The sequence below is a fragment of the Thermococcus sp. LS1 genome, from assembly GCF_012027395.1.
Classification (GTDB): Archaea; Methanobacteriota_B; Thermococci; order Thermococcales; family Thermococcaceae; genus Thermococcus.
Genome location: NZ_SNUJ01000001.1, coordinates 701,047 through 723,677, shown reverse-complemented (window position 1 = coordinate 723,677; position 22,631 = coordinate 701,047). Strand labels below are relative to the sequence as shown.

Below are 22,631 nucleotides of genomic sequence, written 5' to 3'. Positions count from 1 at the left end.
CCCTAGAGGGTTGAGAAGAGCTCGTCGGCGTAGTCTATCCCAAAGGCCTCCATCGCCTTATTAGCTCTCTCCCTCGCATTCTTCCTCGAAAGCCCGCGCATGCGGAGGTAGTGGTAAACGTAGTCCCTCGGCGTTAGAGTGTAGAAGTGGGCCCTAACGTCCTGTGGGAGGAGTGCAAAAAGGTTCCTCGCTTCGCAGGGCCCCTCTCCAAAAATTCTGACTTCACCGGAGTCGGGTTTCAGGAGACAGCTCAGAATCCTTATCAGTGTCGTCTTTCCCGCTCCATTCGGCCCGATTATTCCCACTATTTCGCCCTCTTCCACTGTGAAGGAAACGTTGCTGAGGGCCTTTTTTGAGCCGTACCATTTGGAGAGGCCTCTTACCTCAATGGAGGACATACAAGAAAAGTTCCCATCTGACTAAAAATGCCTTTCGGAGGTGTTGAAAGGAAAGGAAGAAGTTAAAGGCCTTCAGTCAAGGTCGCTGCCGAAGTCGTCGCCACCCTTGTCTCCCTTGTCCTTCTCAAGCTTGCTGGCGGCGATGACGTCGTCGATCCTGAGGATCATCACAGCAGCCTCGCTGGCGCTCTTGATGGCCTGCTTGGTGACCCTCACTGGAGCGATGACGCCCTTCTCGAGCATGTCGGCCGGCTCGCCCTCGAAGACGTCGACACCGATGGTCGGACCCTTCTCCTTGTGGGCGGCGATGACCTTCACGAGGGTCTCGACCGGGTCGAGACCGGCGTTCTCGGCGAGGGTCCTCGGGATGACCTTGAGGGCCTCAGCGAAGGCCTCGATGGCGAGCTGCTCCTTGCCGCCGACCTCCTTGGCGTACTCGTCGAGCTTGATGGCGAGCTCGATCTCCGGAGCACCGCCGGCAGCGACGATCTTGCCGTCCTCGACGATGTCCTTGACGACCTTGACGGCATCCTCAAGGGCCCTCTCGACCTCGTCAACGACGTGCTCGGTTCCACCGCGGATGAGGATGGTGACGGCCTTCGGGTTCTTGCAGCCCTCGACGAAGATCATGTTCTCGCCGGCGACCTTCCTCTGCTCGACGAGCTCGGCCTCACCGAGGTCTTCGCTGGTGAGGTCGCGGATGTTGGTGACGATCTTGGCACCGGTGGCCTTGGCGAGCTTCTCCATGTCGCTCTTCTTAACCCTCCTGACGGCCATTATGCCGTACTTGGCGAGGTAGTGCTGGGCAAGGTCATCAATACCCTTCTGGACGAAGACGACGTTCGCTCCAACCTCCTTGATCTTGTCGACCATCTCCCTGAGCATGCGCTCCTCCTGCTCGAGGAAGGCCTGGAGCTGCTCCGGGCTGGTGATCCTGATCTCGGCGTCGGTCTCGGTCTCCTTGACCTCGAGGGCCTCGTTGATGAGGGCGATCTTAGCGTTCTCAACCCTCTTCGGCATGCCTGGGTGGACGACCTCCTTGTCGATGACGACACCCCTGATGAGCTGGGTCTCCTTGACGCTGCCGCCCTCCTTCTTCTCGAACTTGATGTTGTCGAGGTCGACCTTGTACTTGTCGCCGACCTTCTCGGCGACCTGCTTGACGGCCTCGACGGCGATCTCGGCGAGGTACTCCCTCTCCTCCTCGGCGGCCTTACCGGTGATGGAGGTCACGGCAGCCTTCTTGAGGACCTCCTTGTCCTCGACATCGACGTCCCTAGCGATGCTGTCGAGTATCTCCTGGGCTTTCTCGGCGGCCATGGTGTAACCTTTGACGATGATGCTCGGGTGAATGTTCTGGTCAAGAAGCTCCTCAGCCTTCCTGAGAAGCTCACCAGCAATCACAACAGCAGTAGTAGTACCATCACCAGCCTCCTTATCCTGAGTCTTAGCAACCTCAACCATCATCTTAGCAGCAGGATGCTGTATGTCCATCTCGTCGAGGATGGTGGCACCGTCGTTGGTGATGACGATGTCGCCGAGGCTGTCGACGAGCATTTTGTCCATACCCTTCGGACCGAGGGTGGTCCTGATGGTCTCGGCGACTATTCTAGCGGCCAGGATGTTGAGCCTCTGGGCGTCCCTTCCAACATACCTCTGGGTTCCCTCAGGCAGAATAACGACCGGCTGTCCAGCGAGCTGGGCCATCTCCCCTCACCTCCGCCCGTTCTCTTTTTTATGGGTGGAGGACTTTTAGTTACAATTAGTGTATCCGCTTTATCGTTCCTTTGGATTATTTATAAATTTTTCGGTTTCTTAGCAGCACCATGCGGCACCACAGTACGCGTGGAGAAGAAAGGTTCAGAAATCTAAAGCCCTCGGCTGGCCCGGCTCCCCCGTACACCAGCACAGCCGTTCTCCCAGCTACAGAGCGATTCAAGAGGTTAAACTTTGTGCACCCTCGCCCCGGCAACCTGCTCCAGGATGGGGACGTAGGACAGGCCCGGGTTTATTCCCCTTCCCCTCGTATCATAAATCGTGAGCTCAATCTCTCTCTTTTTCAGCGCCCTGGCCAGCTCCGTTATTTCCTCCTTGATCCTCTTTCCAAAGAGCGGCACGTTCGCCTTTCCATCGGTTATTAGAAAAGCCCTCACCTTGACAGACCTGTCCTTCACCCTCTCCCTGTTCGCCAAAAGCAGAAGATTGTAGAGGGCGGAGCTTAAAGGTGTCCTCCCTCCAGTCGGAACGCTCTCTATTTTCTCAAGCACTTCCCAGTAGTTCTTGGTGGGTGGAACGAATATCTCCGCCTGGTTACCTTTCGCAACGATCAGGGCCATCTTTGACTTTTTGATGTAGCCGTTCTCAACCAATTTCTCCGCTATTCCCTTCGCGATGCTTATCCTCTTCTGCACGGCCATGCTTCCGCTTGAGTCCAGGAGCAGAACCCAGAGCGTTGGTGCCTTTGCCTTCCTGACCCTAACGCGGATATCGTTTAAATCGAGCTTTATTGGGGGCTTTTTGCCATTCAACATGGCGCAAATAACCGAGTTGTAAAAATCAACATCCCTTATTTCACCTTTGGGGGGAACGTAAGAGACGGGAATTCCCTTCGGAAAGTTTATCACCGTGACGCTGACGTCCCTCGAGGAGCGGTATCCCTTGAATTCACTTCCATCAAAGTTTTTACTCTCTATCCTCGGGATTTTAGCCTCGCTCGAGCGAAAATTCTGCTCTAAGTTTCCAGTCCCTCGACTTCGAGGCTCCTGGTTCCTCCTTTCACTCCTTTTTCCCTTTTTGTGCTCATGCTTATGATCGCCTTTGTGGTCGTGATCCTGCTTGCTATCGTCCTTAGGCTTTGGGGGCCTCATCTGGGGTGACTTTTGGAACGGCCTGTCCCTCAGGCGGTGCGGCAAAGCTAATTCCATGGCTTTTTCCAGGTCTTCCAGTGAGACCCTTCTCCTTCCGTTTAAAGCAGCTATTGCCTTGGCCGTCTTTATCGTTGCTATCTCGGCCCTGTTGGTTTTGATTCCCAGGTTAACGACAGTTTCAGCCAAAAGCTTCAGCAAATCGTCGCTTATCTCAACCTTCGGCAGAATCCTCCTCGCCTTAACGATCCTCTCCGTGAGCTTCTTCTCTTCGCTCTCATACTTTTTGTAGAAGCTTATGGGGTCTTCATGGAACTCCTCAACGCGCTTGACTATCTCTATCCTCTCCTCCGGATCCATCGGTGCTGAAACTTCAACGCATAAACCGAACCTGTCGAGGATCTGCGGTCTGAGCTCGCCTTCCTCAGGGTTCATGCTTCCAACCAGGATGAACCTCGCCGGATGCCTGAAAGAAATCCCTTCCCTCTCTATCGTGTTCCATCCCATTGCTGCAGCATCTAAGAGTGAATCGGCTATGTAGTCATCGAGAAGGTTCACCTCATCGATGTAAAGAACTCCTCTGTTCGCTTCCGCGAGTATTCCAGGCTGTAGAGCTTTTTTGCCCTCTTTTAAAAAGCGCTCAACGTCAATTGTTCCAACTAATCTGTCTATCGTAACGCTTAAGGGCAGGTCCACAACGCGCATCTTCCTCTTTGCCACTGGCAGTTCTTCTCCCCTCTCGTATCGCTCGTAGCAGCTGTCGCACATCTCCAGCGGGTTCCTCGGGTTGCAGTTGAAAGGACAGTCCGCCACGACTTCAATCTCGGGCAAAACGTTGGCCAGAGCCCTGACCAGGGTCGATTTTCCCGTACCCTTATCACCCTTAAGCAGGACACCACCGATCAGTGGATTAACGGCTACACAGAGTAGTGCCAGCTTGGCCTTTTCCTGCCCGACTATTGCAGAGAACGGGAAGACTAATCGTTTTTCACGAGGCTCCATATTCCCTCCACCTCCCTCATGTTTTCACTCCAGTGTTCGTCGTCTTGGGCAGTGTAGATTTCAATCGTTCCACCTTGAACATATCCTTCACCAAGGCTTTCTTCCAGAATTCCTTCGATTTCCGAATAAACTTCCATGAGCCTTTCAATGAGCTCATCGCTCGTCTCCCACAGGCCGCGCTCATAGGCTTCAATCAGCCTTCTCGCGATCTCCTCGATGGCGTAGGGGTTGTGCTCCTCGAACCATCTCCTCATCTCTTCGTCCAGAACGTATTTCCCTGCTATCTCGTCAAAAACCCAGTCCTCAACTAGCTTTGTTGTCGCCTCCCAGCCGTATAGGTGGTTGATCTTCTTGGAGAACTCGCTCGCCCCCCGGTAACCGTGCTTCTTCATCTCTTCAATCCAGCGCTCGTTGAGGAGCTTTGCCCTGACGACCCTCTCAAGCTCAACTTTCACCTCAACGATTTTGGTATCGCTTATGTCCCTCGTGTCCGTCTGAACCACTTCAGCGTTCTTGCCGGTTAGGGCATCAACGGCTGCCTTAAACCCTCCATGATGGGCAAAATAGCAACAGCAGTTAGTCGGGTCGTGCTCGTCGCTTATGTGGTTTCTGTTGATCACGTCCACCTCTTTTAGGCTCAGAACCAGCGAGTCATATGCTTCAACGCCAAAGGTATCCTTTCCGTAGGCGTAGCCGCTCCACTGAATCCACACCTTGGCCAAGTCCTCGTCACTTCTCCAGCCCGATGATTCAACCGCTAAATTCACTCCAGCCCCGTAGGCACCCGGTGGGGCCGAGAAAACCCTAAACCTTGCGAACCTCTGCGCCTCTTCAAAGCTCTTTCCGAGTTCAATTAGCTTTTTGATGTGCTCAACGTAGTGCTTTCTAATGTAGTTCATCTCCAAGGGCTCATCCAGCGTAACGACCTTCTCTATGGCCTCGTCAATCAGGTAGATGTAGTTCGGCAGCGTGTCCCTCACTATTCCGCTTATCCTCACCAGGACGTCAATCCTCGGCCTTCCGAGATCCTCCAGAGGTATGACTTCAAGCCCGGCAACCACATCTCCCTTCCAGACCGGCCTGACTCCAATCAGGTACAGAATCTGGGCTATCTGCTCTCCATCAGCCTTGTATCCGTCTATGCTCCAGAGAACCTGTCCGACGCTCTCCGGGTATTTTCCGTGCTTTTTCATGTATTCCTCCAGGAGCTTCTCCGCGGTTTCAACTCCTATCTGCCACGCCGCTTTAGTCGGCAGAGTCCTTGGATCAACTGCATAGAAGTTCCTTCCCGTCGGCAGAATTTCGAACTTCCCCCTCGTTATCGCTCCCGAGGGGCCGGGTTCAACGTATTCTCCACTCAGTCCTTTCAAGAGCCCTTCGTGCTCCTTTTTACACCCGATTATTTTCCCTGCAACTTCAAGGGCTTTTCTAAACGTTTCTTCAAGCTTCTTTTTCTCCTTAACTTTGAATCCGAACTTCTCAATTTCTTCTGCAATGACTTCAAAGCTTTCTCCCTTAAGCAAACGCTCCAGGCTCTTGACTGCTATCTTGTGAAAGATCTCCAACAGTTCCCTGTTCGTGAACCCGTTTGTAGTTCCCAAGGGGTTCTTTTTTAGTTCATCGTAGTCCAGGCCCACTGCCTCGGCTATGACTCTCCTAATCGAAGGAGAAGCGTAGGAATCATAGGCCATTGCAGTGGCAACGTATTCCGCCAGCCTCTCGGGCTCCCCTGGCGGATAGCCGAAGATGTGGAGGCCGAGGTTTATCTGGGAGCCCCTCATCAGCTCGACGTAGCGGTGTATCTCCTCTATCGTCCGCTCTTCATTTTCAGGGTTCGCTATTCTCAGCCTGTTTTCCTTGGCCTTCTCAAGGATCTGCTCGTAAATCTTCCTTCTCCTCGCTTCATCTCCCAGGTTCTTAGCCTTTGCATACTGGGTCAGGAGGGAGTCCAGATCGTCCAGAACCCCCGCCATTCCCATCGGGGGGTAGATGTGGTCTACAAGCGCTGCGTAGCTTCTCCTCTTGGCAATAACACCCTCCATTGGATTGGAGACAGCATAAACGTAGAGGTGAGGGACGTCGTCCAAAGAAGCTTCAGGTACACACGATGGGGAAAGCCCGACGCCTTTTCCGGGCCTGAATTCAAGGTAGCCGTGGGTTCCGAAGTGGACCATTACATCAGCCTTGAATTTCCTGGTTATCCACCTGTAAACGGCCCACCACTGGTGAGGTGGGGTTATCGTTGGGTCATGCAGAATTCTGCACACCTTTCCATCGCACCTCGCCCCGGCGCAACCGAACTTGGGCTGGGGGGTTATGAGGACGTTTCCGAACCTTATCCCCGGGACGACGAACTTTCCATCATAGACCATCCCGACCAGCGCTTTGTCCACTTTTCCAGCCAGGACATCCTCAGGTCTTCCCCAGTCCTTGACGATTCTTTCCCTCAGGTCATCCAGCAGCTCGTTGAACCACTCCAGGTACTCCTCCAGGCCCACGAAGTCAATCGCCCCGCCGCTCCTGACTATCTCCTCAACGCTCGTCCACCTGAACTCGCTTATCGCCTTCCTCTCCAGGATAAGCTTTATCAGCTCTTCACCGTTTTCCGGCAGGTCCTCGCCAACGTAGTATCCTTTCTCCTTAAGCTCGTGCAGAAGTCTGACGATGCTTTCGGGAACATCCAGGCCGAGGCCCACGGCGACGTTCGCCTCAAGGCCTTTGCACGGCGGGTTTATCAAAACGATTGCTATTCTAACTTCATCCCTGGGCTTCTTCCTCAGCCCGACCCACTTCTTCACCCTTCTGGCCAGGTACCTCATGTGCTCTTCATAGGGCTCGCCCTTCTTGTAGCCCTCAATGTTTCTGGTTCCGGCTATGAAAATCGGCTCAATTGCACCCGCAACTTCCGGAATTATCACCCCATAGACCTGAGTCATGTAGTCAACGCCCTTCTCGCTTTTCTTCCAATCCTCGAGGGACTGATAGTAGGACCGTATCGGGGCGAAGACCGGGACGTTGAGCCTCCCCAGGTTCTTCAGCTCGACCGTGCCGAAGGAGATTAAGCTCACTAAAGCTTTTACAACCGGCTTTCCGTCCTTCATGAAGAACTCCTCAACGGCCTCGCTCTTCTCCCTTCCAAGCCCTGTCCTTGAGTCTTTTCCGTAGGTGAAGACCGGGATTACCCCAAAGCCTTCCTCCTCAAGGGCTTTGATGAGCTCTCCAATTGGTCTGAACTCCTTGTAGAGCCAGGCACTCCTCCAGAAGAGGACTCCAATGAGGGGCCTCTTCTTGTAAACTCTCAGGTATTCGTCCAGGCTTTCAAAAAGGCCCAGCTCGGGGTGGTAGATGCCGTGCATCGGCACTTCCTGGGGATCTTCGTACTCAAGCTCAGCCCCAGCGAGGCCCGCAAGGAACCTGACCAGGTTCCTCAGGTTCTTTTCGCCCCCTAGGACGTAGTAGGTCTTGGCCTTTATCAGAACCTCCTCCGGGACGTTCGCCAGGCCCTCCAAACCGGCGCAGGCAATGACTTTAGCCCTGCTTTCTTTAATCCTCTCCTCCACTATTTTGGGGAGCTCGTGGGCGTAGATGAAGATCACCTTAGCTTTCTCTACTTTATCCAGTTCCCCCTCACAGTTCTGGTCGATGAGCACGAGCCCATCTATTCTCTCCTCCTCAAGTATCTCCCTCAACAGGGGCAGGGGTCTCGCGCCGTATCCCAGGATTAAGCATATCATTGAATCACCTCCGTTCTGGGGAGTATGAGCCTGAAACCGTCGAACTCAAGGACGCACACTGGGACGCCGTAGACGTCGCGGAGCATCTCCTCGCGCAGGACTTCAAGCGGCCTCCCGACGGCCCTGATCTTGCCCTCCTTAACGAGGGCTATCCTGTCGGAGTAGAGGGAGGCCAAGTTAGGGTCGTGGAGCGTCATGATGGCCGAGATACCCCCCTCCCGCGCGAGCCTCTTGACTATCCCGAGGACTTTGACCTGGTTCTTGAAGTCAAGGTGAGCCGTTGGCTCGTCGAGGAGCAGAACCCTAGGCTCCTGGACTAGGGCCCTCGCTATGAGAACCAGCTGCATCTGTCCACCGCTCAGCTGGGTGTAGGGTTTATCCTTAAGGCGCTCGAGTCCGAGGAGCCTGAGCTTTTCGAGGGCCTTCTCGTAGTGTTCTTTTCTCGGGCTCTCAAAGGGGCCGAGCTGGGAAGCCAAACCCGTGACGACCACGTCCAGAACCGTGTAGGGGAAGGGCGGTGTGTGGGACTGTGGGACGTAGCCGGCCAGCTTGGCCCTCTCCCTGATGGGCAGCCCGTGGAAGTCCCGGCCGTCAATGAAGACGCACCTCTTCTTGGGCTTCAGCAGCCCGTAGATGGCCTTCAGTATGGTGGTCTTCCCGCTCCCGTTGGGGCCAAGGAGCGTCACGACTTCCCCTTCCTTCACCTCGAGGGTGACCCCTTCGATGCTGAAATCACCGTAGCTGAACGACAGGCCTCTGACCTCAAGCATCCCATCCACCGCCCGTCTTTCTGAGCAGGTAAGCGAAGAAGGGAATTCCAAGGAGGGTCGTTATTATACCAATCGGGATCTCGTAGGTCGCCACAGACCTCGCGAGCGTATCGGCCAGGGCCATGAACGAAGCCCCGAGGGTTATCGTCAGGGGTATCAGGGTCTTGTGGTCCGGGCCGAAGGCCATCCTGACTATGTGCGGTATCATCAGCCCGACCCACCCGATTATACCGCAGAAGGCTATTGAGACGGCCGTTATCATGGAGACGATGACTATGAAGACGAACTTCAGCTTCTCGGTCTCGACACCCACGATTTTAGCCTCCTCACCGAAGGAGAGCACGTTCAGCTGCCAGCGCATTGAGTATATCAGGAAACAGCCGGCGAGGATCACCGGGAAGGCCACCTTGACCGAGCCCCAGTCAGAGTTGGCGAAGCTCCCCATGAGCCAGTAGACGATGCTCGCCAGCTTATCGTGCTCCATAAGGAACTTGAGAAGGGACGTTAAAGCTGAAAAGAAGGCGTTGACTATGATTCCGGCGAGAACCAGCGAGACTGGGGTTATTCTTCCGCCGACCCTCGCCAGCGAGGTCGTTATGAAGACCGCGAGGAGCGCGAAGGCGAACGCTGAAGGAGTTACACCTAATCCAACGGAGAGGCCTATGGCCAAAGCCGCGCCGAATGCCGCCCCGGAAGATATGCCGAGGATGTAGCTGTTGACGAGGGGATTCCTGAATATGGCCTGCAGAACCGCTCCAGAGATGGCAAGGGCCGAGCCGACGAGCATGGCCATCAGGACGCGGGGAAGGCGTATCTCAAAGAGTATGGTCTGGTAAACGCTCGGGTAGGGAATTGTGACGGAGAAGGATACCTTCCCAAGGGTTAAAGTTTTCAAAACTTCGGAGATGATCTGGGCCCCTTTAAGGAGCACCATACTCACTACGGCGGAGGGAGGAATTGGATAGGTCCCTATACACAGGCTTACGATGAGGGCAAGGACTGGGGAGAGCAAAAAGGAAAGGTAGAGGGCTCTCCTCATGCTCACCCACCCTGGTAGAACGGGCTGTAGAACTTCTCAATCAGCTCGTCCCTGACCGACTCCCAGCTCTGGTAGCGGTCGGGGTAGACTATGTTGGCCATCTGGTAGAGGCCGACTATTATCCTCGGGCCCCAGTCGAGGTAGCCCTTTGAACCTGCGAGGATGCCGTAAACGTGTCCTTCCCTCACGGCCTTGATTTCCTGCCACCTTGAGTCATTTTTAATGCCGTTCACGGCGTCCTCAAGCCTGTCCTGGCTGAATGACGTCAGGATTAAAACGTCCGTGTCGTTGCCCCAGTAGGCGATTATCTTCTCGAGGTCGAGCTTGGGCCACTGGGTGTCGAATGTCATGTCGAAAGCTAAGTTGTGGGCACCGATGAGCTCCACCATACTCGCCCACGCGCTTCCGTTGGCGTAGACAGTGACCGGGCCGGCGATGTCCTTGGGGGCACTTATGAGGAGGGCGTTCTTTCTCTCGCTCTCCGGAATCTGGGCGGCGGTTTCCTTCACGGCGCTGAGCTTCTCCTTCATCCATCCTGCCAGCTCACCGGCCTTCTCTTCCTCACCAAACACCTTTCCAAGGAGCTCGACGACATCCACGTTGTCCTCGATGGTCTTAGCAGTGAGTGCTATGACGGGTATGCCGAGTTCTTCCGCCTTCTGTATCGTCTCGGCGTCGGCGTACTTGCCGCCGTACCAGTCGATTATTATGAGGTCTGGATTCAAACCGACGACGGTCTCCCAGTTGAGGCCCTTGAAGTTGCTGCCAACGACGGTCTTGTTCTTCACATCATCCGGGAGGTAGGGGTCGTAGGGGACGTACTTGCCTATGCCGACTATCCTGTCCTGGACGCCGAGGACACAGAGTATCTCCGCCCAGTAGCCGGAGAGCACTATCACCCTCTCGGGCGGCTTATCTATGGTGACGGTCCTTCCCGCGAAGTCCGTGACGGTTATCGGGTACTTGGGAGCGGCAGTGGTGGTTGTCGGGGATGAAGCCGTCTCCGTTGGGCTGAAGGAGGGCGCGGTGGTAGTCGTAGTAGTTCCGCCGCTTATACAGCCGCTCGCCACGACGGCGAGGATCAAGACGCCGACCAAAAGCAGGGCAAAGTGTTTCCCACGGGATTTCATCGTGCTCACCACCAGTGTGCTACTAATTTCTAATTTAGTAATACAAAACTCGAGGAATATTGCTTATTTTTAACACTTTTTAAAACAGCAGGTTCATAACTTATGGTTTCGATAATATCAAAACAGAAAGAATTACCCATCCCCATCTGATCTCAATGGTGGGCACGTAACCTTATCCCCATGTGTCCCACTTCTTCTTTTAACCAGGAAATATCAGTCATTGTTCCCATGTTCCCCATAATTAAGCGAAGACCCAAGCGATGATGCATCAGCCAGTCTGACCTCCTCCCCGCCCTGGAGGGCGAGGTCTTCAAGAGAATAAGCCATAGCTTTTTAACCAATTTGGCCAACCGAATCTTGGTGATTAGAAAATGAGCGATGTTAGAGCTGAATGGGAGAAAGCCCTGAGCGAGAAGGACTGTGAGAAGTTACTTGAGCTTTTTGACGATTACATCGAGAACATCGAAGATGAGGAGACGCTGAGGGAGGAGCTGAAGAGGCTTGAGGAAGTCGTCATCGAGTGCGAGGACCCCTACGATTTAGCGCATGAGATAGCCCACGTTTACGCTCACCTCGACGACGCCGAGAGCGGCATTGAGCTCTACAAAAGGATAGCCGAAAGGAAGAAGGAAGATCCGGAGGAGTACGCGACGGCGCTCTACTACCTGGCCGATGCTTACGAGCACTTCGGCATGCCAGAGAAGGCGATAGAGACCTATGAGGAGCTGCTCAAGCTTGAGGAGGAAGTCCTCAAAAATGAGAAGGAGATAGCGCTGACGCTGGCCAACATTGCCGTGAACCTCGACGAGATCGGCGAGACCGAGAAAGCCATAGAGCTCATGGAGCGCGCGAGGGACATATTCGAGAGGCTCAGCGACGAGAAGAACTACCTCATAAGCCTCCTCGACCTGGCGCACTTCAGATACGAACTCGGAGACTACAATACCGCCGAGGCGCTGATAAACGAGGTTCTCAAGAACCCGAGGGACAACGAGATAGAGATAAACGCCAAGCTGGTGGAGGCCGAGATCTGGGCTGGCAGAGAGGAGTACGGAAAGGCCTTCAAAGCCCTCCGCGACGCGCTCCTGAAGGCCGTCGATACGAACGAAGAGATTTTCGGCCTCGTCTTCGACACGCTCGTTGACTTCATCGAGGGACTGTTCAACGAGGAGGCCTACGAGGACATCTACGAGAACATCGGGCTCTTTGTTGAAGTCTTCGAGGACGACACGGCGGATTTCTTCAGGGCGATAGGCGAGCTCGCCCGCTGGAGGGGAGGAGACGAGGAAGCGAAGAAGAGGTTCGACGAGCTCTATTCAAAGGTCGAGAACGAGGATCTGAAAGCAATCCTCGACGAGTGGAAGAAGCCAAAGCTGAGCCTGAGTTTAGGGCTTTAGGCTTCCATTTTTCTATCCAACGCCTTCGTATAGCGCTCTATTTCCAAGAGACTTTTTCTGATAACATTCTCCCCAGCGTTCCATATTTCGATTCCGACGACGTTTCCTTCCTCATCGTACTCGAACCACACGTCTTCGTCAACTTCGTCGGTGTCTGCCACCGGGCCCTCTCTGATCAGAATATAGAGGATATCAGCCTTTGGGTCATACCTAACCTTCATACCTCAACCCACCTTAATCAGAGCAGCAAACTAAAAACATCGTGTTAAATCACGAGAGAATAGAAGAAAGTCGAGGATTCAGATCCTCGAAACGGTCTCAACTTCGGCGCTCTCGACGTTCTCGACCTGCCTGAAGAGGTCGGCAACCTCGTCGTAGGAGTAGCCCTCCTCGTCCCTACCGAGGACGTAGAACTTGAGGGCAACGAGACCAAAAGCTATAGGCTCGCGCTCGACCTTGGCGAGGCCGAACTTCTCCGGGATGACGGCCTTGAGCTTCTCCTCGAGCTCGTCGAGGTTGACATCCGGATCGGTCGGCATGACCTTTATAACGCCAACAAGGTTGTAGTCAGCCATTCCTTTCACCTCCTAAACTTCACGGCCCCTCCCAGCCGCACTTGGGGCACTTGTAGGGGACTGAGAGGACCCTGCAGCTTTCACAGCGCCAGATGATCTCCTCGCCACAGTTCGGGCAGACGAAGTGAGTGGCGTGCTCCCTTGGGGTTATCTCCTTTCCGCATGATGTGCATACGGGTATCTCGAACTTGGCTTCCACTGCGAACACCTCCAAGAAAGGTGGTTTTTAATCACTGGTGGGCATTGAGGGAGTTGGCTTATAAACCTTTCTCTGGGAAAAGGCGCGAACTACAATGAAAGCACCCGACCCAGTTCTTCAATTCTGAGCTTCAGGCTTTCTATCATCTCTTCCCAGTTTGGACGTAAGCTCTTGGGGATAAAGTGGTTGGTGGAGTTGCCGATGTACCGGGCATTTTTCTTTGCATAATCGAGCTTTTCAACTAAACTCCTTAGGAAGTCCCCATCCTCTATGTGGTAGAACTCAAGGGTGAGCTTCAAAGCATTTTCCAACCTTTTCTTATCAAACTCCATGTTGAGGGCATGGAAGGAGTCGTAGATGTCCTTGCCTTCAGTGCGGTTGTAGAGGGCAGCGAGTTTCTTGGCGAGCAGGTCCTCAAAGGAATAGACCCTGAACATGGTCGGATACTCACTGACGAAGGGAGACTTAACCAGCTCAATTCTGGCCTCAACGTAGGGCGGCCTGCTGAGGTAGAACTCAACTTTGACCCTATCCCTATTCCCTAGAGGATTCCTGTAATAGCAATCGAACCGAAAAGTCCTGTGCAGAACCCTTGGGCCTTTAACGTCAAACTCCTCGACGAGCTTCATGCCCTTTTTTATCTCCTCAGCTGCCCTGCCAACGTCGCCGTTGAAATAGTCAATGTCTATGTCCTCGGAAAACCTTGCCGCTCCAATCTTTGCGAGGTAAACCCTGTTGAGGGCAGTGCCGCCCTTGAGTATCGCCTTCTCGCCGAAGATTTCCCACAGCTGACTCAGCAGGAAGGAAATCCTCTCCTCCTTGGCAATGTAGTTCAAGCCCAGCCCAGTCTTCGCTGCCAGATACCTGAGCATTTCCTCATCCATACGCCCACCCCAGTATCTTTTCCTTTCCAAGGTTGTCTATCACTTTCCACTCCTTAATGCTCCTCCCGCGGGAGGGGAGAGTTGGAACGAGCTTCGTCCAGCTTCTAACCCTGCCCCTTAGATAGTTAAGAACCTCCTCTGGGATGTCGACCCCCAACTCGTTTTTGAGGAGCTCCAAGACGTAACCGGTTCTCTGACAGAGGGAGTCGCTGGCAAAGCGTTCGAAGTAGCCCAAGAATTCGTCCCAGTCGAGCTTTCCGGCCTCGTAGAGGGCCTTGGTTATCTCGGAGTAACCCCCGCAGTATCCAGGCTTGTAAAAACAGTCGAAGAACGTCTTCGCGAGGGTGGATGTATAAATCCCATCCTTAAGCGTCATTCCAGTGGCCTTTTCTCCGAGGGCAACGGCCTTGATCGTGTACTCCCCAATGGTTCTTTCACCGGATTTTCTCGGTGTGGCCACGAATACCGTGAACGGCTCGTACTCGAGTAGGTCATAAAGCCTCAGGGCGGAAGAGAAGGCTATGTATCCCGGGAACAGGGCGAGGGCTATCCTGTAAGGGTTTTTTATTGAGGGGTTTCCAGGATGTTCATTGACGAGGTAGAGGCCTTTCTTCAGCCTTGTGAGGTATCCTTTTTTTGAGAGGCTCCAAAGAACCTTTTTAACCATCTCCCTGCTGAGACTTGGGAAGAGTTCTCTAATCTCGTCAGCACTCACTATATCAGTCCCTCGTATCGCCCTCATTATGTCCTGTTCAGTTTTTGTAAGGTAGTAATTTTTCTGCATATAGTGACCATTATGGTAACTTTCTTAATAAAATTTTCGGAACGAGGTTAAAGGGATGTAACATATGGCATTCTATAACCACTCACTTGATATGGTGAAATGCGGGGTTCCACCCCGCACCCCGGTTTTATTTGAATTACTGGGGGGCTCCGCCCCCACGCCCCCGGAGGTTTGCTTTATCCCCCCGTTCTTTAAGAAGGATCCCCTAATGGGGCCAGGTTTCCGGAGAAATGAGAGGTCCCCCATTATGGGGGACGTCCAAAGATGTACATAAGAGTTGCGGGAGTTAACCAAACCTTAACAACACCGGCCTCCCCTCATACAGGTTGTATAAAGGGAACTACGAAAAAGATCAAAGCATCAGGAGAAACATTTCACGGGGGACAAACCACACGCCATTTCTGTTTCCAAGCTTCCCGTTATGGACGACCACGCCACAGTCTAGTCTGTCCGAACGGAATAAAAACCTCGTGGTTTAGTCTGGCTTGAGCAGACTAGAGTTGAACACTTAGCAAGAATCGACCAGAGAGGATCCCCCGCAAATGAACCCCCTTCACTAGGGACGGTGAGACACAGATGGAAGTTCTGGGGGAGGCCTTTGAAGTTAGGGAAGCAGATGGAAAAGTTAGGGATAGTGATGCACATACTATAAAAGGCCAGTGAATTGCCCCAAAAAATTTTGCAAAAATGACAGACCATTTTCAAATTGGGAAAATGCGAGCCGGTTGAACTTTTCTCCCCGGGAAAAGAAGGAGCGCTCGAAGAATGGCGAAAATGAGAAAAGCAACATCTTGAGAACATCACTTCAGTTCCCAAGCTCATCGAAGGGTGTATGTACTTCCAACCACGCCAAACATGTCTATCAACGAACAACTTTCCACATCCCAAGTAACTTGGGATGCATAATCTTATACATCAATGAACACATTCACTACAATAGGGTCAAAAATTGTATATCTGTTATGACCTACCTGTTCAATGTATCCATAATCCTCAAGCTTGATGAGTAATTCTCTCACCGTGGAATCATTTAGACCCATATAGTTCTTTATTTCCCCAAACGTCGCATATCCCCTCTCATGAACTTTCTTCGCGATGACCCTCATGACCTTTTCGTAGTTTGATTCTTTTTTCTTGTCTTTTCTCAGTTGCTTGAACTCACTTATCACGTTTCTTTTCGCCTTCTCGATCATGTTTTTGAGCGCTTTTCTGTGAGTGTAGCCTTCAAGGCGGTCATTTGCATAATCAATGAGCCAGCCCGGCGTGCCACCTACCTCATCGTACGCGAGTATGAGTTCATCGAAATCATAATCATCAAACTCGTTTTGCTCAAAGCCCTCCTCAAGGAAGCGTATTGTTTCGTTGGGACTGAAACGGTTGAGGTGGATACGTTTTTCAAAGCGTCCATAGAGCGGGGAATCGCCATCATCAACCGCAAGCCATTTTTCGAGTATGCCAACTTGTGAACCGGTGAAGATAAGTTTTATGTTTTGTAACTCTGGCGAATCAAGTACCGATGCAAAAAGTTCTCTGAGGTCATTTTGTCCATATCTCAGTTCCTGCGCTTCATCAAAGGCTATTACGAAAGTGTGGTCTGTTTCTCCTAGAGCGTCGAATATCTCGGCGAGGGAAAGCTCTTCCTTATTTTCCCACGCTACCTCGATGAACGGGAGTTTCACGGTTATTTTTGCAAAGGGGAATATTTCTTTGAAACGCTTTTTTCCCGATAAGAGTCCAGTCATTTTTTGGGAGATGGGTTTTTCTGGATAGTTTTTGTTCATTGAGATTACTTTCCTCACGTCAATTACAATGGTCTGATAGTTCTTTGATTTATGCAACTCGTTGAGTGTGGAGTAGAGAAAGCTCGTTTTACCAACTCTTCGAGGGCCGGTAATTATGAAGAATCTCCGGTTTGGATTCAGCATCCATCTTTCGAACTTATGTACGTGATAGTCCCTTCCGAAAAGATCGCATACACGGGTTTTTGGTGCCGTACTGAAATAGTTCGGCTTCTGACATCCCATAGCTTTCACCACATAAGGTTTCATGGGAATATGGATAAAAATTTAATTGTGATGAAATTCCCAATCGTCCGCTTTGTTTTTGAGAGGGACCAGAGTTTACTCTGACCATTACCACCTCTGAGAATTAATCACGAAATGATCAATTTGCCTCACAACTCATACAGAAACAAGCACTTTTCAGAATAGGCACCTCATTTTCCGTTAGTGCTGAAGCTTTTGGAAAAGCTTCACCAAAGAAACGTTGCTTTGCAAAGTTTCATCAAAGTTTGTGATTCTTCTCCCCAAAGGTGCAGTTGAAAGGGTTTGCACTACCAAACTGCTATTTTAAGCTGGAATTCGCATTTCACAAGCCTCAAAACGCGGGTTTAAACCATTAAAGCGCTCCAACGGAGCGCAGGAGAAGTAAACCCACTTGAATAATGTATTTTCAAAGGAATTCTTCACTAAAAACCGCACACTCAAAAAGGCAAACACTCCCAAAAGAGCACTCAAACAGGAATCACCGACCTTGATCAAACTTCGCGCAGGCGAAGTTTGTAGAACTGGTGGGCCCGCGGGGCTTCGAACCCCGGACCTCCCGCTTATCAGGCGGGCGCTCTGACCAGGCTGAGCCACGGGCCCGAGAGAATGGTGCCCCGGCCGGGATTTGAACCCGGGTCGCGGGATCGAGAGTCCCGCATGATTGACCGGGCTACACCACCGGGGCGTGTCCGAAATTAGGGAGGGAAGAGGATTTAAAAAGTTTTCGGTGATGGAAACAGCGACACCCCGGCACTGGCAGAGATTCTCCATGAGACTACAGGGGAGAGATTGAAATAAATCAGCGCAGAATTCCAGCCACAGTGGATGACCCGAACGTCATTAAGATGCCCTTTGGATGTCCAGAGGGGAACATTATTCAAGTTTCAGCATGAATAGTGGCTCTAAAAGCACCATAATGTCAAAAAATGTTCTATATTCGACACTAATAGGGACGATTCCCACCAAATAACGTTCCACACGCGAACCAAAATATCTCCCATAGTTAGAAAAACTTAAAAGGAACAGACAATAGAAGTTACTTGGATTCCTGGTATATATATGATTTGAATTATTGGTAGTATTGCTAAAATTTGGAAATACTGCAACGATGTCACCGGTGGGAATTATGGGGCATAACATCCTGATCGCTATTCCAGCGTACAATGAGGGGCTGACCATTGGGTCTGTGGTAGCCCTTTCTAAGAGGTACGGTGATGTTCTGGTAGTCGATGATGGGAGTAAGGACAAGACTTATGACATCGCCATTTCTGCCGGGGCCCACGTTATACAGCACCCCCGGAACATGGGGAAGGCCCAGGCCCTTAAGACGGCCTTCAAGTATGCTACAGAAAAAGGCTATGATATTGTGGTGTGCCTGGACGCCGACGGGCAGCACAACCCCGAGGAGATACCCAAACTCCTTGAGCCAATTCTTAATGATGAAGCCGACATGGTCATAGGGTCAAGGTTCCTGGACGGGGCCAAGAAGAACATCCCCTTCTACAGGAGGCTCGGCCTGTGGGTCCTGAACGCCACCACGAACGTGAGCCTGAACGGGACGCTGAAGATCACAGACTCCCAGTCGGGCTTCAGGGCGATGAACAGAAAAGCCCTAGGTGAACTGATGAAGATAAACAGCAACGGCTACAGCGTGGAGAGCGATATGCTGGTGCACCTGGCCGAGAAGGGAGTGAGGATTAAAGAGGTGCCGATAACCGTCTGCTATGATGTCCCGAACAAGCACAAGAAGAACCCCCTGGCCCATGGGTTTGGAGTGCTGGCGGACATTGTGAGCCTGATTGGGTACAAGAGACCCCTGTTGCTCTTCGGGACGCTGAGCCTCCTCTCGTTCCTTGCTGCCATCGTTCTCGGATACCTAGCGTTCCTGCCCTACTACGAGGAGGGCACCGTCTACCTTACCCCCGCCATCGGCTCGGGGATCTTCGCGATAATCGGGATCCAGTTGTTCGTTGCCGGGCTGACGCTGAACGTGCTGGCGAAGATGGTGAGGGAGTGAGCATAGGGGGATGAAATCAATATGAGAATCGCATTCATAGGTTCCAGGGGGATTCCCGCCAAATATGGGGGAAATGAGACTTTTGTTGAAGAGATCTCCAAGAGACTAATGGAAAAAGGGTTTCAAATATACGTCACGTCTGAATCGAATAGATTCTTTGAGGATGGGTATAATGGCATAATCAGAGTGCACGTTCCATCAATTCAGGGGAAAAGTGTGACCATACCCTCTGTGAACGATGTGATCGCCACGACATACCTTCTTCTTAGACATTCTAAGGATATCGACGTTGTGTACTACGTAGCTCCAGATGGAGCATTATCAGCAATTATTGCCAAGTTATTCAAGAAAAAAGTCGTTATAAATCCAGATGGAATCGAGTGGAAGCGTTTAATAAAGAGAAGCCACTATATTCCGTTTTACATGATCCCGTTGTATCTCACCACGATGGTTTACATGTATCTAATGGAGTACTTATCCTGTAAATTGCCCGAAATTACCATTGCAGATTCTGGTGGGATAAAGGATCACTTAGAAAGGACGCATAAGGTAGAGAATGTAGTTTACATTGCCTATGGTGCAAGGGAACTTCTTCCGCCAAAGTTCTCAAAAAAAGAGGAAATGGAAATCCTTGATAAATTTGGACTTAAACCTAGAGAATATTACCTGACAGTTGCCCGTATAGTTGCCGAGAACAATATTCACTTAGAAATTGAAGGATTCAAGAAAGCGAACTCTACCAAGAAGCTTGTTATCGTAGGGAACTTCAATAAAAAGGATCCCTATACAAAGTACCTTTTCAAATTGAAGGAGGACGATGAGAACATAATTCTGCTAAATCCAATCTATGATAAAGAAGTCCTCGGAGTTTTGAGGAAAAACTGCTTTGCTTACATTCACGCTTATGAAGTTGGAGGAACAAATCCCTCTCTACTTGAGCAGATGCTGTTTAAGAGACCAATATTGGCTTATGATGTGCCGTTTAACAAAGAAGTTCTGCAAGAGGGAGGAATATACTTTAAAGATGCCGAAGATTTAGCTAACAAAATGGAAATGCTCGAAAGGGGAGGGTTCGACTTAAGGCTTATAAAGAAGACGCAGATTAGAAGAATAAAGAGGCAATATAACTGGGAGAAGGTTGCGAAGGAGTATGAGAGACTGTTTAAATTTTTGATTAGGAGGAGACAGGGATGACATTCATGGAATCAATAATTGATAAGACAATTAAGAGAAACATAAGACTGTACAAAATGATTCGCAAATTTTATGATAAAGTTAAGTTTGAGAAAAATGCACCAAAGGATAAAGAGTATTTTAAAAAGAGAATCAGAAAAATAAAACCCTCTGCAGAGAAGTTTTTAGACATATCAAGTAAGCCAGACAAAAATATTATTTTAGTAACAATTGATTGCCTTAGAAATACTCATTTATCTTACAATGGCTATCAAAGGGAAACCACACCATTTTTAGATTCGCTTAAAGGATATAAGGCATCGCTAATTGCGACTTCCCCATGGACTTATCCTGCTGTTGCATCTCTCCTTACGGGGTTTTACCCCCACAATCACGGAGCAATTCTAGATGGATATGATAGAAAGTTTGATTTATCCAAGTTAAAGCCATTAAAAGGTAACATCTTAACATTGAGCGAAATCTTGGCACTATTTGGGTATGCAACTTACTTTAATTCTGGAATTGATCTTGCAATGCTTTCTGTGAGAAGAAGGTTTCACGAACAAAAGCTTAATTCTTTAACAGATGCAGAGGTCATTTTAAATGACCTAAAAGACTGGATAGGAAAACAGAAAGACAACTTTTTTGCACACATTCATTTGAAAGACTTACACGAACCAATTACACCACCTCAGAAGTTCTACAATTATTTTGGTAAAGTCAAAAAGCTATATAAAATTGAATACTGGGGAGATTTCCAAAAGCCCGAAAATCAAAAAGGAAGAGAATTTGAAGAGTTCAAGGAAAACAAGATTTTACTGTATGATAACACTTTAAGATATGTAGATTACACATTAGAACAATTCTATGCATTTCTTGAAGATCAAGGATTAACAGATAATACAATCCTAATAATCACAGCAGATCATGGCGAAGAGTTTTGGGATCACGCAGAGGTAGAGGCTAAATATTTCTACGACATACGCGGCTACGCAGGGATAGGACATGGTCATAGTGTGTTCAATGAGCTTATTCAGGTTCCACTAATAATGACAGGTCCGGGTGTTCCTAGAAGGGAAGAAAAGGACAGGCTAGTTAGCGGTGTAGACATTGTGCCAACATTGTTAGAGCTACTCGATATTCAACATAGTATTCTGTTTGATGGAACAAGCATATTCAATGCATCCAAAAGGAGAATGATCCTTACTGAAAACACAATACATGGGCATGAGAAGAAGGCATTGATTTTTAGAAAGCTCAAATTTATTTATTCTAAAGACGATGGCGTTGCTTGGATATTTAATCTTAAAAACGATCCAAAGGAGCAGAAGCCGATTGTAGATGAGGAACTTTCGGAGATATTCATGAAAAACTTAGAGAAACTAACATCTCCTAAATTATTGTACTGGGGTGTTCAATAATGGACATAGGACGCCTTTTGGTTATTGCTCCATTTTATAGATTTTACATAAAACACTGGGTAGAAGCATTATCAAAATACATAGAAGAAATTGTTGTGCTTGTTCATTATAATCCCCTTGTTGAACTATCAAAAGTTATACCTGTGGGGGGATATATTGACTGGGTACGGCTATTTACAAAAGAGAATCTAATTGACACAAATAATACTCCCCAAAATGTCAAAATTCAGGTAGTGCCAATGTATTATTTAATCCCAGATGGTAGGAATAAAAGACTTGGGAATCTTGTAACAAAAAAATTCATTGATTATTTAAAAAAAGAAAACACAAACTTTGATATTGTTCATGGACAATTTAGATGGCCATCTGGATATGCCGCGATAAATATTGGAGAATATTTTAACATTCCCAAAATAGTGACAATACACGGTCTGGGTTTTTATTATGTCGCTCAGAGAGGAGGGTTCTGGCTAAAGATAATGAAATACATCCTTTCCAAACCAGATCATATTATTGCATCTAGCAATAACACAGCGAAATATATTAAGAAAATATGCCATAAAACTCCGCCAATTACTGTAATTCCCAATGGGTTCAATCCCACAATGTTCTATCCTCTTCCCCAGAAACATGCAAGAGAGGCACTAGGACTACCAATCAATAAAAAAATAATAGTATGCGTAGGTAATCTAGCAAAAATAAAAGGGCAACATATTTTAGTAAATGCTATGAAATACGTAATCAAAGAAAGACAGGATGTTCTTTGTATATTGGTAGGGGATGGTCAGTTGAAAAAAGAATTAAAGAAATTAATTAAAAATTTAAACTTACAAGAATATGTCTTTCTTGCTGGCAAAGTTCCCCATCAGGAAGTACCATTATGGATGAATTCAGCGGACATATTTGTACTACCAAGTTTAAGTGAAGGAAATCCAACTGTTATGTTCGAGGCACTAGGTTGTGGGGTGCCATTTGTAGGAACCAAAGTAGGGGGTGTTCCTGAAATAATAACCTCCAATGAATATGGGCTTCTTGTTGATCCAGGAAATCCAGAAGATCTCGCAGAGAAAATTATGAAAGCTCTAGACCTCGATTGGGACAGAGAAAAGATACACGAATATGCACAGAGATTTACATGGGATAGAATAGCAAGAGAGACCCTCAAGGTGTACAAAGAGGTCTTAAAAGACCAACAATAA

At 49.8% G+C, this 22,631-nt stretch carries 18 protein-coding genes and 2 tRNA genes; 5 read left to right on the top strand and 15 right to left on the bottom strand.

The features are described 5' to 3' along the window. Positions 1-2 precede the first annotated feature (2 nt). From E3E26_RS11140 to E3E26_RS03800, 7 genes are all read right to left on the bottom strand, one after another. Positions 3-398, bottom strand: coding sequence for an ATP-binding cassette domain-containing protein (locus tag E3E26_RS11140; RefSeq protein ID WP_240911634.1), 396 nt, complete (start codon positions 396-398; stop codon positions 3-5). A 72-nt stretch (positions 399-470) separates the two neighbouring features. Continuing rightward, positions 471-2,105, bottom strand: coding sequence for a thermosome subunit beta (gene thsB / locus E3E26_RS03825; protein WP_167899959.1), 1,635 nt, complete (start codon positions 2,103-2,105; stop codon positions 471-473). A 236-nt stretch (positions 2,106-2,341) separates the two neighbouring features. Beyond that, positions 2,342-4,264: a VWA domain-containing protein gene (locus E3E26_RS03820; protein ID WP_167899958.1), complete on the bottom strand. Its 1,923-nt coding sequence runs from the start codon at positions 4,262-4,264 to the stop codon at positions 2,342-2,344. Beyond that, positions 4,240-7,998 carry a cobaltochelatase subunit CobN gene (locus E3E26_RS03815; protein ID WP_167899957.1) on the bottom strand — a complete coding sequence of 1,253 codons (3,759 nt, stop codon included), beginning with the start codon at positions 7,996-7,998 and terminating at the stop codon, positions 4,240-4,242. Before E3E26_RS03815 ends, E3E26_RS03820 begins: the two co-directional genes overlap by 25 nt. Continuing rightward, on the bottom strand, positions 7,995-8,768 hold the full coding sequence (locus E3E26_RS03810; RefSeq protein ID WP_167899956.1) for an ABC transporter ATP-binding protein: 774 nt from the start codon (positions 8,766-8,768) through the stop codon (positions 7,995-7,997). The genes E3E26_RS03815 and E3E26_RS03810 overlap by 4 nt, the downstream gene beginning before the upstream one ends. After that, positions 8,761-9,807 carry an iron ABC transporter permease gene (locus E3E26_RS03805; RefSeq protein WP_167899955.1) on the bottom strand — a complete coding sequence of 349 codons (1,047 nt, stop codon included), beginning with the start codon at positions 9,805-9,807 and terminating at the stop codon, positions 8,761-8,763. Before E3E26_RS03805 ends, E3E26_RS03810 begins: the two co-directional genes overlap by 8 nt. 2 nt (positions 9,808-9,809) lie before the next feature. Beyond that, positions 9,810-10,937, bottom strand: coding sequence for an ABC transporter substrate-binding protein (locus tag E3E26_RS03800; protein WP_167900152.1), 1,128 nt, complete (start codon positions 10,935-10,937; stop codon positions 9,810-9,812). A gap of 371 nt (positions 10,938-11,308) precedes the next feature. Between E3E26_RS03800 and E3E26_RS03795 the strand changes: the two genes are divergently transcribed. Continuing rightward, the gene (locus E3E26_RS03795) at positions 11,309-12,334 is read left to right on the top strand and encodes a tetratricopeptide repeat protein (protein WP_167899954.1); all 1,026 of its coding nucleotides are present in this window, start codon (positions 11,309-11,311) and stop codon (positions 12,332-12,334) included. Here the strand turns inward: E3E26_RS03795 and E3E26_RS03790 are convergent. From E3E26_RS03790 to E3E26_RS03755, 8 genes are all read right to left on the bottom strand, one after another. Beyond that, positions 12,331-12,555 (bottom strand): DUF2283 domain-containing protein, encoded by a 225-nt coding sequence (locus E3E26_RS03790; protein ID WP_167899953.1) that lies wholly within the window; start codon positions 12,553-12,555, stop codon positions 12,331-12,333. The genes E3E26_RS03795 and E3E26_RS03790 overlap by 4 nt on opposite strands. 78 nt (positions 12,556-12,633) lie before the next feature. Beyond that, a complete protein-coding gene (locus tag E3E26_RS03785) occupies positions 12,634-12,909 on the bottom strand; it encodes an elongation factor 1-beta (RefSeq protein ID WP_012572829.1) in 276 nt (91 codons plus the stop codon). A gap of 19 nt (positions 12,910-12,928) precedes the next feature. Continuing rightward, positions 12,929-13,108, bottom strand: coding sequence for a zinc finger domain-containing protein (locus E3E26_RS03780; protein WP_012572828.1), 180 nt, complete (start codon positions 13,106-13,108; stop codon positions 12,929-12,931). 89 nt (positions 13,109-13,197) lie between these two features. Next, positions 13,198-13,992, bottom strand: a complete 795-nt coding sequence (locus E3E26_RS03775) for a nucleotidyl transferase AbiEii/AbiGii toxin family protein (RefSeq protein WP_167899952.1) — start codon at positions 13,990-13,992, stop codon at positions 13,198-13,200. After that, a complete protein-coding gene (locus tag E3E26_RS03770; protein WP_167899951.1) occupies positions 13,985-14,776 on the bottom strand; it encodes a hypothetical protein in 792 nt (263 codons plus the stop codon). Before E3E26_RS03770 ends, E3E26_RS03775 begins: the two co-directional genes overlap by 8 nt. A gap of 908 nt (positions 14,777-15,684) precedes the next feature. After that, positions 15,685-16,800, bottom strand: coding sequence for an ATP-binding protein (locus E3E26_RS03765; protein WP_167711657.1), 1,116 nt, complete (start codon positions 16,798-16,800; stop codon positions 15,685-15,687). Between the two features lie 543 nt (positions 16,801-17,343). After that, positions 17,344-17,421, bottom strand: a tRNA-Ile gene (locus tag E3E26_RS03760). 7 nt (positions 17,422-17,428) lie between these two features. Then, positions 17,429-17,506, bottom strand: a tRNA-Glu gene (locus E3E26_RS03755). Between the two features lie 423 nt (positions 17,507-17,929). Here E3E26_RS03755 and E3E26_RS03750 point away from each other — a divergent pair. The 4 genes from E3E26_RS03750 to E3E26_RS03735 are packed head-to-tail and all read left to right on the top strand — an operon-like array spanning position 17,930 to position 22,631. Further along, positions 17,930-18,838, top strand: coding sequence for a glycosyltransferase family 2 protein (locus E3E26_RS03750; protein ID WP_370520078.1), 909 nt, complete (start codon positions 17,930-17,932; stop codon positions 18,836-18,838). A 21-nt stretch (positions 18,839-18,859) separates the two neighbouring features. Continuing rightward, positions 18,860-20,032, top strand: a complete 1,173-nt coding sequence (locus tag E3E26_RS03745) for a DUF1972 domain-containing protein (RefSeq protein WP_167899948.1) — start codon at positions 18,860-18,862, stop codon at positions 20,030-20,032. After that, on the top strand, positions 20,029-21,432 hold the full coding sequence (locus tag E3E26_RS03740; RefSeq protein ID WP_240911633.1) for a sulfatase: 1,404 nt from the start codon (positions 20,029-20,031) through the stop codon (positions 21,430-21,432). Before E3E26_RS03745 ends, E3E26_RS03740 begins: the two co-directional genes overlap by 4 nt. Then, a complete protein-coding gene (locus E3E26_RS03735; protein WP_167899947.1) occupies positions 21,432-22,631 on the top strand; it encodes a glycosyltransferase in 1,200 nt (399 codons plus the stop codon). The genes E3E26_RS03740 and E3E26_RS03735 overlap by 1 nt, the downstream gene beginning before the upstream one ends.

Coding starts and splice junctions, on each gene's coding strand:
- E3E26_RS03745 (WP_167899948.1), top strand. CDS start 18,860: ATGAGAATCGCATTCATAGGTTCCAGGGGGATTCCCGCCAAATATGGG.
- E3E26_RS11140 (WP_240911634.1), bottom strand. CDS start 398: ATGTCCTCCATTGAGGTAAGAGGCCTCTCCAAATGGTACGGCTCAAAA.
- E3E26_RS03820 (WP_167899958.1), bottom strand. CDS start 4,264: ATGGAGCCTCGTGAAAAACGATTAGTCTTCCCGTTCTCTGCAATAGTC.
- E3E26_RS03775 (WP_167899952.1), bottom strand. CDS start 13,992: ATGGATGAGGAAATGCTCAGGTATCTGGCAGCGAAGACTGGGCTGGGC.
- E3E26_RS03805 (WP_167899955.1), bottom strand. CDS start 9,807: ATGAGGAGAGCCCTCTACCTTTCCTTTTTGCTCTCCCCAGTCCTTGCC.
- E3E26_RS03770 (WP_167899951.1), bottom strand. CDS start 14,776: ATGCAGAAAAATTACTACCTTACAAAAACTGAACAGGACATAATGAGG.
- thsB (WP_167899959.1), bottom strand. CDS start 2,105: ATGGCCCAGCTCGCTGGACAGCCGGTCGTTATTCTGCCTGAGGGAACC.
- E3E26_RS03735 (WP_167899947.1), top strand. CDS start 21,432: ATGGACATAGGACGCCTTTTGGTTATTGCTCCATTTTATAGATTTTAC.
- E3E26_RS03765 (WP_167711657.1), bottom strand. CDS start 16,800: ATGGGATGTCAGAAGCCGAACTATTTCAGTACGGCACCAAAAACCCGT.
- E3E26_RS03795 (WP_167899954.1), top strand. CDS start 11,309: ATGAGCGATGTTAGAGCTGAATGGGAGAAAGCCCTGAGCGAGAAGGAC.
- E3E26_RS03800 (WP_167900152.1), bottom strand. CDS start 10,937: ATGAAATCCCGTGGGAAACACTTTGCCCTGCTTTTGGTCGGCGTCTTG.
- E3E26_RS03740 (WP_240911633.1), top strand. CDS start 20,029: ATGACATTCATGGAATCAATAATTGATAAGACAATTAAGAGAAACATA.
- E3E26_RS03790 (WP_167899953.1), bottom strand. CDS start 12,555: ATGAAGGTTAGGTATGACCCAAAGGCTGATATCCTCTATATTCTGATC.
- E3E26_RS03810 (WP_167899956.1), bottom strand. CDS start 8,768: ATGCTTGAGGTCAGAGGCCTGTCGTTCAGCTACGGTGATTTCAGCATC.
- E3E26_RS03815 (WP_167899957.1), bottom strand. CDS start 7,998: ATGATATGCTTAATCCTGGGATACGGCGCGAGACCCCTGCCCCTGTTG.
- E3E26_RS03785 (WP_012572829.1), bottom strand. CDS start 12,909: ATGGCTGACTACAACCTTGTTGGCGTTATAAAGGTCATGCCGACCGAT.
- E3E26_RS03750 (WP_370520078.1), top strand. CDS start 17,930: ATGTCACCGGTGGGAATTATGGGGCATAACATCCTGATCGCTATTCCA.